Annotated in this window: 12 protein-coding genes; 4 read left to right on the plus strand and 8 right to left on the minus strand. The window is 55.5% G+C overall.

The window, feature by feature from the left end; all coding sequences use genetic code 11:
- Positions 1-24: 24 nt before the first annotated feature.
- The gene (locus tag KI379_RS19030; protein ID WP_144025411.1) at positions 25-330 is read right to left on the minus strand and encodes a hypothetical protein; all 306 of its coding nucleotides are present in this window, start codon (positions 328-330) and stop codon (positions 25-27) included.
- Between the two features lie 353 nt (positions 331-683).
- On the opposite strand from KI379_RS19030, the gene KI379_RS19035 reads away from it, so the two are divergent.
- A complete protein-coding gene (locus tag KI379_RS19035) occupies positions 684-1,208 on the plus strand; it encodes a type 1 glutamine amidotransferase domain-containing protein (RefSeq protein WP_212984422.1) in 525 nt (174 codons plus the stop codon).
- Positions 1,209-1,315: 107 nt separating this feature from the next.
- Here KI379_RS19035 and ptsP read toward each other — a convergent pair whose 3' ends face one another.
- The 4 genes from ptsP to aroA all read right to left on the minus strand — a co-directional run bounded on the left by ptsP (position 1,316) and on the right by aroA (position 6,910).
- Positions 1,316-3,094, minus strand: coding sequence for a phosphoenolpyruvate--protein phosphotransferase (ptsP, locus tag KI379_RS19040; protein ID WP_212984423.1), 1,779 nt, complete (start codon positions 3,092-3,094; stop codon positions 1,316-1,318).
- Entirely contained in the window at positions 3,091-4,977 is a 1,887-nt protein-coding gene (locus KI379_RS19045) for a glucose PTS transporter subunit IIA (RefSeq protein ID WP_076169902.1), read from the minus strand. Before KI379_RS19045 ends, ptsP begins: the two co-directional genes overlap by 4 nt.
- Positions 4,978-5,108: 131 nt before the next feature.
- Positions 5,109-5,552 (minus strand): CoA-binding protein, encoded by a 444-nt coding sequence (locus tag KI379_RS19050; protein WP_076169901.1) that lies wholly within the window; start codon positions 5,550-5,552, stop codon positions 5,109-5,111.
- A gap of 65 nt (positions 5,553-5,617) precedes the next feature.
- Positions 5,618-6,910 (minus strand): 3-phosphoshikimate 1-carboxyvinyltransferase, encoded by a 1,293-nt coding sequence (gene aroA, locus KI379_RS19055; protein ID WP_076169900.1) that lies wholly within the window; start codon positions 6,908-6,910, stop codon positions 5,618-5,620.
- A gap of 135 nt (positions 6,911-7,045) precedes the next feature.
- Between aroA and KI379_RS19060 the strand changes: the two genes are divergently transcribed.
- A complete protein-coding gene (locus KI379_RS19060; RefSeq protein WP_076169899.1) occupies positions 7,046-7,348 on the plus strand; it encodes a rhodanese-like domain-containing protein in 303 nt (100 codons plus the stop codon).
- Between the two features lie 310 nt (positions 7,349-7,658).
- Here KI379_RS19060 and KI379_RS19065 read toward each other — a convergent pair whose 3' ends face one another.
- Positions 7,659-8,174: a shikimate kinase gene (locus KI379_RS19065; RefSeq protein WP_244169252.1), complete on the minus strand. Its 516-nt coding sequence runs from the start codon at positions 8,172-8,174 to the stop codon at positions 7,659-7,661.
- A gap of 178 nt (positions 8,175-8,352) precedes the next feature.
- On the opposite strand from KI379_RS19065, the gene KI379_RS19070 reads away from it, so the two are divergent.
- Positions 8,353-8,688 carry a hypothetical protein gene (locus KI379_RS19070; protein WP_076169898.1) on the plus strand — a complete coding sequence of 112 codons (336 nt, stop codon included), beginning with the start codon at positions 8,353-8,355 and terminating at the stop codon, positions 8,686-8,688.
- On the opposite strand, the gene gndA is transcribed toward KI379_RS19070, so the two are convergent.
- On the minus strand, positions 8,679-10,091 hold the full coding sequence (gene gndA, locus KI379_RS19075; protein WP_076169897.1) for an NADP-dependent phosphogluconate dehydrogenase: 1,413 nt from the start codon (positions 10,089-10,091) through the stop codon (positions 8,679-8,681). The two genes, KI379_RS19070 and gndA, sit on opposite strands and share 10 nt — an antisense overlap.
- 181 nt (positions 10,092-10,272) lie before the next feature.
- Complete coding sequence (locus tag KI379_RS19080; protein WP_076169896.1) at positions 10,273-10,869, minus strand: hypothetical protein; 597 nt, start codon at positions 10,867-10,869, stop codon at positions 10,273-10,275.
- Between the two features lie 306 nt (positions 10,870-11,175).
- Here KI379_RS19080 and KI379_RS19085 point away from each other — a divergent pair, with 306 nt between their 5' ends.
- The gene (locus KI379_RS19085) at positions 11,176-11,802 is read left to right on the plus strand and encodes a YktB family protein (protein ID WP_212984424.1); all 627 of its coding nucleotides are present in this window, start codon (positions 11,176-11,178) and stop codon (positions 11,800-11,802) included.
- Positions 11,803-11,815: the final 13 nt, after the last annotated feature.

Below are 11,815 nucleotides of genomic sequence, written 5' to 3' on the forward strand. Positions count from 1 at the left end.
CGAAAAAATGCAGTAAAACGTAAATCAGGCGTAAAATTGGTTCAATTCAGGCAGCATCGCCGACAGCTGGGACAGCCGCTCCCGGATATTTTCCACCCACTCGTGGTCCTCAGTCTGTTCGGCAAAGCTGTATAAGTCCAGAAGCAGGTTGATACGGTCCCTGACCTCGGTTTCAATCTGCAGCTCCAAATCTTCGCGGGACAAGCTGTCGGGACGCAGGAACACCTCGCGAACCATTCCTGCCAGCTCATGGTGGTCTGCCAAAGAAAAGCTTCGACGGGAAGGACGCTCCCCGAGCGTCTCGACGCATTTCTTCAGCACCGGTCTCATGCACGGCAGCAGCTCATAATTCGAACAATCGTCACAAGCAAGCACCGGAACATGCCGTATGATTACATTACGGGTATACATCACCGTGCGGAGGTCAAGTCTAAGGACTTCCCCACATTTACATTTTGATCCCATATTTCCACCCCATATATCTTTTTACATCTTTATATAGTCATTGTAAAAATCGTCGTTCCCCTTCGTATTCGCCCTGCCCGCGCTGGATTCCTTCCTCTCCAGCCCACCTGTTTTATTTACCAAACGGCCCATCCCTTTCTTGTAAAGCATGATTGTTCTATTCATTTTTGTTACACTGGAAACATAGGGACATTTACTCAGGAGGGAGCATGCTGAACATGAGATTAGCCGGAAAGAAGGTCATTGCGCTCGTCGATGACCAGTTTGAAGACTTGGAGCTGTGGTATCCCGTATACCGGGTGAGGGAGGAAGGCGCCGAGGTGCACCTGGTCGGGGACAAGAAGGGACATTCCTACATCGGCAAATATGGCGTTCCTGCCGTATCGGACTATTCGTTTGAAGAAGTGGACAGCCGGGATTACGACGGCATTTTGGTGCCCGGGGGCTGGGCGCCGGACAAGCTGCGCCGCTACGGAAAGGTGCTGCAGCTGGTGCAGGAAATGCACGAGGACCGCAAGCCGATCGGGCAAATCTGCCATGCAGGCTGGGTGCTGGTCTCGGCTAAAATTTTGCAGGGCGTTACCGTGACCTCCACTCCGGGCATCCGGGACGACATGGAGAACGCCGGCGCGATCTGGAAGGACGAGGCGGTTGTCACCGACGGACATATCGTGTCCGCTCGCCGTCCGCCGGATCTTCCGCCTTACGGCAAAGCCTTTTGCGATGCGCTTGCGGGGCAATAAGCAGCAGGCCAAAGGCAGTCAGCCGGGTCAAAAAAAAGAGCCTGACCGTCCACTTGGTGGATCGGCGGGCTCTTGTCTGTATTTAGACGGCAGGGGCAGGCAGGCGGTCAGGAAGCGTTGCTGCCCTTTTCGCCCCGAGGCTGATTTACGCTTTCGTTATTTGCGCAGGCAGGCTCGGCAAATTCGGTCAGCAGGCGTTCGATTTCGACGCTGCTCTTCAACTGGTAGCATGTCTGCGCCGTCCGCTTCGCATCGGAAGCCGTCGTGTTAAGTATCCGATGCTTCAGCTTCAGCAGGGACTGGATCGACATGCTCAGATGGTCCACGCCCAGCTCCAGCCAGATCGGTACCGAGCGTTCATCGCCGGCCATTTCGCCGCACACGCTGACGGGAATGCCCGCCCGGTGCGCGGCTTCCACCGTCGTGCGCAGCATCCGCAGAATCGCCGGATGGAACGGATGATACATATGGGCGATCTGCTCGTTCATCCGGTCAACAGCCAATACGTACTGCACCAGATCGTTCGTGCCGATGCTGAAAAAGTCGCATTCTTCCGCGAGCAGATCGGAGATGATGACCGCGGCGGGAATCTCGATCATGATGCCGACCGGGATGTCCTTATCGTAAGCGATGCCCCTTGCGTCAAGATCGGCCATGGCCCGATGCAGCACTTCATTGGCTTGTCTGATTTCGTCGACCGATGAAATCATCGGGTACATAATTTTCACCCTGCCGAACGCGCTCGCCCGAAGAATGGCGGTCAGCTGCGTCTGAAAAAGCTCCTGGCGGTCAAGGCTGATCCGGATCGCCCGGTAGCCTAGAACCGGGTTATCCTCATCCGGCAGCGCAAAATAATCCAGCTGCTTATCGCCGCCGATGTCGAGCGTGCGGATCACCGCCCCAAGCTCACCCACTTGCTGGGCTACCTGGCGGTACACCTCAAACTGTTCTTCTTCGCTCGGAAACGTGCTGCGGTCCATGTACAAAAATTCCGTCCGGAACAGCCCTACGCCATTGGCGCCGTATTTCAAGGCCGATTCCACTTCTTTGGCGGAGCTGATGTTCGCGGCCAGGTGAAGCTCGCAGCCGTCCTTCGTGATCGCTTCGACGGCAGCCAGCAGCTCCAGCTGCTCCTTCTTCGCCAGCTGGCGCTCCCGGATCCGCACATATTCTTCCACGAGCGTTTCATCCGGATTGAGATACAGCGCTCCTGTATCTCCGTCAATGACCAGCAAATCCCCGGTCTGGATCGGATCCTTCAGCTTGTTCTCCAGCCCCGCAACGAGCGGGATACCGAGAGCCCGTGCCATAATGGCCGAATGGGACGTCTTCCCGCCGACCATCGTCACGATGCCGAGCACGTGGGAAGGATTCAAATGCGCCAGCTGGGACGGGGACAGCTCCTTGGCCACGAGGATATACGGCTGGGTATCCGCAGGCAGCGTAATCTCCGGTGCGCCGAGCAGATGCTTGAGCAGGCGGTTGCCGACATCCTTGATGTCCATCGCCCGCTCCTTCATGTATTCGTCATCCAGCAGGTCGAACATCGTGACGAAATGATCGATCGCCTCTTTTACCGCGACCTCGGCCGCTTTATACTGGCGCTCAATGACGCCCTGGATTTCATTCATGAACACCGGATCGTCCAGGATGGCCAAATGGGCGTCAAAAATGCTCGACTCCTCTTCCCCGACCATATCCCTGAACTCGTTTTTAATAAACTCAATCTCATTTTTGGAGGTGCGTATCCCCTCATACAGCCGTTCAAATTCGTTGGCCAGATCTACTGCGTCGATCCCGGTCTCGGGCAGGTCCCATTCCCAGTTCGGCAGTACAAATGCTTTTCCAATCGCTACCCCGGCAGATGCACCGATGCCTTGTATCATGATTCCAAACCTCCAACATTTCTGTCGTGTAATACTACGGACATAACCGACGTCTGCCCCTTCTTGACGGCTTTGAACGGAGCGAAGCTCCATGACTTAACGCGGTCCGGGTTGGTGATCACCATCGGCGTGGCAAGCGATGAAGCATGACTTCGGATATAGTTGATATCAAATTTAACCAGCAGCTGGCCGGGCTCCACCGCGTCTCCTTCTTGTACGACCGCAGTAAAATGCCCGCCCTTGAGCTGGGACGTATCGATGCCGATGTGAAGCAGCACCTCGAGCCCTTCCGGTGTCGAGATCCCGATGGCATGCATCGTCGGGTACAGGTGCATGATTGTCCCGTATACCGGAGACACGAGTTCCCCTTTCTCCGGCATGAACGCCACCCCGTCTCCCACCAGCTTCGCGGCGAAAATATGATCGGGCACTTCTTCGATCGGGATCATTTTCCCTTGGACCGGCGCGCTGAACAGCACCTGCGGCAAATCCCGGTGCAGCAGCTTGTTCACTTCCTCGCGGATCAGCTCCGAATAGGTGCCGAATACGACCTGCACGTTGCCCCCGCCGAGCTTGATCAGCCCCGCGGAGCCGAGCAGCTTCAGCGCATTGCTGTCGATCATGCGGTCGTTCTTGACCGTCAGCCGCAGCCGGGTGATGCAGGATTCCACCTGAACGATGTTGTCCTTGCCCCCGAGCGCTTCCAGAATGAGCGGCGCCTGATAAGGGATGTTGCCTGCCCAGTCCTCCAGCGTGGAGCCTTCCTCGCGTCCGGGAGTCGGAATCTGAAACCGCCGAATGGCCCAGCGGAACAGAAAATAGTACATAAGGCCGTATCCGAGCCCGATCGGAATAATCAGAAGCGCGTTATGCGACAGATGGAAGTTCAGCAGATAATCGATCGCCCCTGCGGAATAGGAAAACCCGTGATGAATATCGAGCGCATACGTAATCCACATCGCGATCCCCGACAGGATCGAATGCAGGATGAACAAATAAGGCGCTGCGAACAAGAAGGCAAACTCGATCTGTTCCGATACCCCGGTCAAGAAGCAGACCAAGGCCGCCGTCAAAAACGTCTTCTTGACCTTCGGCTTCAGATCTTCCCGCGCTTCCTGGATGATCGCCAAGGCGATGCCCGGCAGTGCGAACATCATAATAGGGAACAGTCCGGCCATGAATGTACCGGCGGTCGGATCCCCCGCAAAATAACGCGGCAAATCCCCCTGCACGATGCTGCCCGACGGGGTTTTGTAAGTTCCCAGCTGGAACCAGAAAACATTGTTGAGCAAATGATGAAGGCCGAACGCCGTCAGGATCCGGTACAAAATGCCGTATAAAAACAGACCGAATCCGCCCATATGCGCCATGAGCATGGTCAGCTCGTTCAGCGCCTTCTGCAGCAGCGGAGCGATGAAGACCATCACCCACGAAAATAGGGCGGAGAACAGCCCCATAAACAAAAGCACGAAGCGCGAGCCGCCAAAAAACTGGACAATCTCAGGCAGCTTGATATGTTTATACCGGTTATAGGCAGAGCCGGCGATCATGCCGAAAATGATGCCGATCAGCGTGGAAGGCTGAATGCCACCATTACCCAAATGCCTCGTAATTTGATCATAGATAAACATCCCGGCCAGAGCCCCAAGGCCAGCCGGTCCCGCCTGGTTCGCCAGTCCCCAGGCCACTCCTACCGCAAACAGATACGGGAGGAAATAAAAAATACCCTGTCCTGCCCAAGTGCACACCTCTGCGACGCCCGGCAGCCCCCAGGCTGCCCATGGCAGACTGCCGACACACAGCAGTATGGCGGCCGACGGCAGAACCATCGTAGGCAGCATCACTGCTCTGCCGAGCTGCTGCAGCGATCCAAGCCAGTTCAAGACATGCACTCTCCTCTCAACACACACACATATTTAAAATGGTACGCGTTGTTCAACTTTTTGTCAAAAAGAAAAAAGGACCTGCAGATTGCTCTGCACGGCCCTTTCTTGCCTCGTATTCAGTGAAGGTATTATCCGTTCTTTTGGCCGGGACGGTTCGGCCGGGTAACGGAGTCCTCAACCTTGATGCAGCGGTCCATAATGACCCGCATGCCGTTCTCTTCGCCGATGCTGGCGGCTTCATCGTTGACAACGCCGAGCTGCAGCCACAGTACCCGCGCGCCGATGTCGGCAGCCTCCCTGGCCACGTCCGCGCAGTATTCGCTGCGCCGGAACACATCGACAATATCGACGGGTTCGGGAATGTCTTTCAGCGAGGCGTAGACCGTTTCGCCAAGGATGGTTCCCTGAACGGTCGGGTTCACGGGAATGATCCGGTAGCCGCGCTGCTGCATCGCTTCCGCAATCATATAAGAAGTGCGGTCCGGCTTGTCGGACAGGCCGACGACCGCAATGTTGCCGGCCTGCTCCAGAATTTCCTTGATTTCTTCCCGGGTCGGATTTTCAAATGACATCGTTCATCCCGCCTTTGCTCTTTTTTTCTTCAAGATCGGATTTACTTGTACTTATAACTTATGAGTTACTTTACCCATTCCACCTGGGCGCCAAGCGCCTTCATATGGTCGAAGAACTGCGGATACGATTTGGCGACGTGGTGTGCGTCCTTGATCCGCAGCGGCTGCTTGGAGCGCAAGCCGACGATGGTCAGCGCCATGATGACCCGGTGGTCGTAATGGGCGTTGATCTCGACGCCCCCCTCGACCCCTTCCGGCCGCCCGTGGACGATGATCTCCGCCTGGCGCTCCTCCACGTTGGCCCCGGCTTTGCGCAGCTCAGCCAGGTAATCGGTGATGCGGTCGCATTCCTTGTAGCGCAAATTTTCCACGTTATAGAAGCGGGAGGTTCCTTCCGCAAACACGGCGGCCGCCACCATGGCCAGCACGGCATCCGTGGCTGCGTCCCCGTCAAACTCGACGGCTTTGAGCTTCCCGTTGCCGCGAACATGAACTTCGTCGTTCTCATGCGTCAGGGGAGTCTGCATCATCTGAAGCACGTCGACAACCGCGCGCTCTCCCTGCTTGCTCTGCACCGGCAGGCGCTTGATCAGCACGTCCGATTCCGTGACCGCTGCCGCGGCCAGCACCGCCGCCGATCCGGGGTAGTCGCCCTGAACGGTATAGGTTTTCGCCTGATAGGACTGGTTGCCGGGAACGCGGAAATGCGTGTAGTCGTCGCTGGCATGAATGACGATCCCTGCCTGCTCCAGCACTTCCAGCGTCTGACCGATGACGACTTTCGATTTCAGGTCGCCCGTCACCTCAATCTCGCTGTCCTCCGCCAGCAGCGGCGTCAGGAACAGCAGAGAGCTCAAGTACTGCGAGCTTACTTCGCCCGATACCGTAATTCGGCCGCCTTTCGCCTGCCCGCCTCGAATCGTGATCGGCAGGCGCCCGTTGTTGTGCTCCACCTGCACGCCGATTTGCTCAAGCGCAGTGATCAGGTCGTCGTGCGGGCGCTTGCCCAGCGAGTCCGGATACGTATTGACGAACGTCACCTCCGGACAGAGGGCGGCGGTCCCCATCAGGAAGCGCAGCACCGCGCCGGCGTTGCCTACGTTCAGCTCCTTGACGTCACGCGGATGCCTGCCGAAGCCGGTAATGACGGCCTTCTCGTCGTCTTCGACGAGCGTGGCGCCGAGGTCCTGGATACAGCGGCGCATGGCGTCGCTGTCCTCGCTGTGAGCCGGGAAGTATACCGTGCTTGTCCCTTCGGCCAGCGCCGCCACCAGCAGGTAGCGGGTCGTATAGTTTTTGGATGAGAGAGCTCCGATTTCCCCGCTCAGCCGGGGAGTCGGATGTACGATCATGTCCATGTGTAATCTCCTTTGCACTAGTCGGTAGTATGGCTCTTCCCGCGGGTCTGTCCGGATTGACAGCCGATTTACTGCTTGGTTATCATAGGTGATGAACAGTATGATTACAGTCGAAAAGAGGTTTTAACATTGTCAATGTTTCGTGAAATAGAGCCTTCTGAGGTGAGACGCCGCCTGCTTGCCGGCGAGTCCCTGCAGATGATCGACGTCCGTGAGGACGATGAAGTGGCCCAGGGCATGATCAGCGGCGCCAAGCATATCCCGCTGGGTGAAATCCCCGCCCGTCTGGACGAAATCCCGAGAGACGGCGAAGTCATCATGATCTGCCGCAGCGGCGGCCGCAGCATGCGCGCCTGCCAGTACCTGTCGCAGCACGGCATCGACTGCGTCAACATGGTCGGCGGCATGCTTCAATGGAACGAGGAAGAAGAAGAATAATCCCCACAAAGTGAAGCTTTTGCTTCGATGCCTATTCAGGTACTTTGCGGGGGGCCCCGAAAACATTATCCCCACAAAGTGAAGCTTTCGCTTCGATGCCTATTCAGGTACTTTGCGGGGAGCCCCGAAAACATTATCCCCACAAAGTGAAGCTTTCGCTTCGATGCCTATTCAGGTACTTTGCGGGGTGCCCCGAAAAACATCATCCCCACAAAGGGAAGTTATGGCTTGGATGCCCTTCCGCAACCTAAGCTACTGCAGCAGCAGCTTGACCCCGGTCAGGCTGCTGCTGCTTTTCACAGAGATAAGCTTAGACGCGGTAATGCGCTAAAATTGCACGCATGACTTCTTCCGCCGCAAGGCCCGATGTGTCCACCGTGCAGTGGGCAAAGCGATATGCGTCTCTCCGCACCTCAAGCAGCGCTCTCACCCGCTCCTCCGCATTGCCCGCAAGCAGCGGCCGGTTCCGGTCTCCTTGGACCCTGGCAATAATATGCTCCGCATCCGCGGTGAGCGCCACGACGAGACCGCCCTGCAGCATCAGCTCGCAGTTGTCCGGGCGCAGCACCGCGCCGCCTCCCGTGGCGACGATCACTCCTTCTCCGGAGTCGAGCACCTGCCGCAGCGTCTCGTTCTCGAGCTCGCGGAAATGCGGCTCGCCATGCCGCTCGAAGATCTCCGGGATCGTCATGCCGACCTTTTCCACAACGGCGGCATCCAGATCGATCAGCCGGTATCCGAGCTCCATAGCCAGCAGATCGCCGACGGTTGACTTGCCCGTGCCCATCATACCGATCAAGATAATATTTTGTTTAGTCCGGTTCAATAGAACACCCCTTTTTGCACTTGCTGCTGCCCATGCCGTTACTTGCTACATATCATAACACAGGCCAAAAACTTTCGACAATGCCGTCCTTCGCCTGCAAGTCTATTTGCAGGAACTCTATCATATACATACATCAACTTGATAACCAGTAGAATATGAGGAGTGGTCGAGAGGAGCCATGCATGATTCCCATAGCCCTTTACTAGGAGGCCCCAAACGGATAGAGCAAATTTTCGATCCCCAGCACATTTTGTGCCGGGACGATCTGCTCTGGGTGCTTCATTACGTCCAAAAAAAAGTGGCCCAGAAAGATCCAGCCCTGCTGGAGCTTCCCAAGCCACGTCTAATGCGCAATTTTCAATATTTCGGCGAGGCCGCCGTCCTCCTGCTCAGCCGGTCATCTGCCCAAGGGCTCGACAACGAGAGGATCCGCGTCTGCCTGCTGGAGGCGATGCACGGTCTTTTCCAGAGCGGAGAAAACGAAGCGGCTCCCCCAAGTAACGATTACTCCTGAATCCAGTTGTGATGGAAGACGCCTTCCTTGTCCACGCGCTTGAACGTGTGGGCCCCGAAGTAATCGCGCTGCGCCTGAAGCAGGTTCGCCGGCAGCCGCTCCGTGCGGTAGCTGTCGAAATAGGCCAGGGCGCTGGCAAAGCCGGGAACCGGAACGCCTTGAGCCACGGCCGTCGCTACCGTCGTACGCCATGCTTCCTGGTAGTTCTCGATGATGTCCTTGAAGAACGGGTCCAGAAGCAGGTTTTTCAGGCCCGGATCTTTCTCGTAGGCGTCGGTGATGTTCTGCAGGAAGCGGGAGCGGATAATGCAGCCGCCGCGCCAGATTTTCGCCAGGTTGCCGTACTGCAGATCCCAGCCGTACTCGTCGGAAGCGACGCGCAGCTGCGCGAAGCCTTGGGCGTAGGATACGATTTTACTTGCAAACAGCGCCTTGCGGACGTTCTCGATAAACTCGGCTTTGTCTCCTTGGAACGGTGCTTTTTTCGGGCCGTTCAAAATTTTGCTCGCTTCTACGCGTTCTTCCTTCATGGCCGACAGGAAGCGGGAGAATACGGATTCCGTGATCATAGACAGCGGCACGCCCAAATCCAGGGAGCTTTGGCTTGTCCACTTGCCCGTGCCTTTTTGGCCGGCTGAGTCCAAAATAACGTCCACCATCGGTTTGCCCGTCTCCGGATCCTTTTGCGCGAAAATATCGGCCGTAATTTCGATCAGGTAGCTGTCGAGCTCGCCCTTGTTCCAGTCGGAGAAAATTTCATGCAGTTCTTCGGCGCTCAAATCCAGCGTATCCTTCAGAAGCTGGTAAGCTTCACAGATCAGCTGCATGTCGCCGTATTCGATGCCGTTATGCACCATTTTTACGTAATGTCCGGCACCGTCCGGTCCGATATATGTACAGCAAGGCTCCCCGTTCACTTTGGCGGAAATCGCCGTCAGAATCGGTTCCACCAGTTCGTAGGCGCTTCTTTGTCCCCCAGGCATAATGGAAGGTCCCTTCAGAGCTCCCTCTTCCCCGCCGGATACGCCTGTCCCGATAAAGCGCAGTCCTTTTGCTTCCAGCTCCGCGCTGCGGCGCTGTGTATCCGGGAAGTACGCGTTGCCTCCGTCGATGATGATGTCCCCTTCGTCCAAGTGAGGCACCAGCTGCTCGATCGTGGCGTCGGTCGCCTTGCCGGCTTGTACCATAATTAAAATTTTTCGCGGTGTTTCCAGCGAGTTCACAAATTCCTCAATCGAGAAAGTCCCCGTCAGATTTTTTCCTTCGGCTTCCTTCAAAAGATCATGCGTTTTTTCTGGAGAGCGGTTAAACACGGAAACGGTGAAGCCTCTGCTCTCAATGTTGAGTGCCAGATTTTTGCCCATGACAGCAAGGCCGATGACACCAATTTGTTGTTTCGACATATGTTTTTTCTCCATTCTTTGCGATTTTTTGATGAAAATTTTAGAACAAGCCTATTTTAACGTGTTTACGCGTGAAAGTGAAGTCCGGGTTCGGCAGTCAGCTGCCCGTGATAAAACACCCCGCAGCGCATCCGAGGTGTTTATGAACGATCTTCCATTCTATTGTCGTACAAAAGGTAAGTTACCATTCAAGCATCATTAAATCCTTGGACAAGGCGGCGAGCTTCTCCTTGCTTTTCTCCGCTTTTTCGGCATCTCCAGCCTGCATCGCCTCGTACAGGCGCTCCAGCTCGTCATCCAGCTCAAGCCTCAGGAGCTGCAGGCGCAGGTCGCCCTCTTTGGAGAAATACATTTTGGAAATCTCCTGCTCCGTCATAAAAGGACCCTTCTGATACAATACTTTTTGCTGATAGCCTGAAATTTCGACAAGCCGGATCACCTCGCCGAATAGAATGCTCTCGATCAGAATTTGGCGGTCCTTGAAACGTTTGACGATCGCATGACCGCGGGTATCCTCGATCAGCTTCTCCATCCATTCCGCCAGCTTGGCGTCCCGGATCGTGTAATCCCCAACCATCTTATAACCGTTTTTCGTCCGGTTAAACCGCAGCTTGACGAGTTTGCGCCCCGTTCGGACGGAGATGATGAACAGGGTTTCGTTTTCGCTCCAGTACAACGAATAGCCGTCTTGAATCAAATCCTTGATCAGGTCCTGAATATGCCGCCGGTTAAACCGAAGCTCCAAATTGCAGTATTCCACTTCATAGCTCTTATTCACGGCACTCCCTCCTTCAAAATTGGACCGCCTTTGGCTATTTCCTTCTCCCGCTTCTTAAGACCGGCGGGCTGGAATCGGCCGGTGATTCTTCAGCTTCGTTATCAAGCTGATGGCTAAACAGCTTTGCTATATTTTATACTTTATCCTATGTAACGGTAACTTGGATTATTGACTATTTTTACCCGGCAGGCCGCAGCATCAAACCGAAAAGACCGGCCGGAAGCCCTGCCAATTAAAGATCCGCCGCGGATTGTGGTATAATGGGACAAAAATTCAACACGCATTTGGATGGAGGAGGCAGCAAGAATGCCGTTTGCAGGATTTAACGCGCAGGATTTTGAAGTGTTTAATGTGGAGGGACTGGAGCCCCGGATGGAAGTGCTCATTGAGCGGGTTCGCCCCAAACTTGAAATATTAGGCAGCGAAATCGTTCCATTCCTGTCCGCGCTCTGCGGAGAGGAAATGTTCGTTCACGTGGCCAAGCATGCCCGCCGGACGGTAAACCCGCCGAACGATACCTGGGTGGCTTGGGCGGCGAACAAACGCGGCTACAAAGCCCTTCCCCATTTTCAGGTGGGCATGTTCGGCACGCATCTGTTCATCATCTTTGCGATCATTTACGAGAGCACGAACAAGTCGGTATTCGCCGAGCATCTGGAAGGCAAAAAAGGAATCGCGGCTGTCAAAAAGCTCCCCAAAACGTTCTATTGGTCGATGGACCATATGGACCCCGGCTTTACCCCTCAGTCTGAAATGAAGGCCGCAGACTTCGCCAAAATGGCGGAAAAGCTGAAGAACGTCAAAAAATCCGAGGTGCTGTGCGGACTCCGGATTGAAAAAGGGGACCCCGTGCTGGAGGAAGGAGACCAACTGGTGTCCGTCATTCATTCCACTTTTGAACAGCTGCTGCCGCTGTATAAAATGGCGTTCTAGCCGCCGCTTACGG

The organism is Paenibacillus cineris (assembly GCF_018333335.1).
Taxonomy (GTDB): domain Bacteria; phylum Bacillota; class Bacilli; order Paenibacillales; family Paenibacillaceae; genus Paenibacillus_AQ; species Paenibacillus_AQ favisporus.

Coding starts and splice junctions, on each gene's coding strand:
- KI379_RS19030 (WP_144025411.1), bottom strand. CDS start 330: ATGAGACCGGTGCTGAAGAAATGCGTCGAGACGCTCGGGGAGCGTCCT.
- KI379_RS19035 (WP_212984422.1), top strand. CDS start 684: ATGAGATTAGCCGGAAAGAAGGTCATTGCGCTCGTCGATGACCAGTTT.
- ptsP (WP_212984423.1), bottom strand. CDS start 3,094: ATGATACAAGGCATCGGTGCATCTGCCGGGGTAGCGATTGGAAAAGCA.
- KI379_RS19050 (WP_076169901.1), bottom strand. CDS start 5,552: ATGTCATTTGAAAATCCGACCCGGGAAGAAATCAAGGAAATTCTGGAG.
- aroA (WP_076169900.1), bottom strand. CDS start 6,910: ATGGACATGATCGTACATCCGACTCCCCGGCTGAGCGGGGAAATCGGA.
- KI379_RS19060 (WP_076169899.1), top strand. CDS start 7,046: ATGTTTCGTGAAATAGAGCCTTCTGAGGTGAGACGCCGCCTGCTTGCC.
- KI379_RS19070 (WP_076169898.1), top strand. CDS start 8,353: ATGCATGATTCCCATAGCCCTTTACTAGGAGGCCCCAAACGGATAGAG.
- gndA (WP_076169897.1), bottom strand. CDS start 10,091: ATGTCGAAACAACAAATTGGTGTCATCGGCCTTGCTGTCATGGGCAAA.
- KI379_RS19085 (WP_212984424.1), top strand. CDS start 11,176: ATGCCGTTTGCAGGATTTAACGCGCAGGATTTTGAAGTGTTTAATGTG.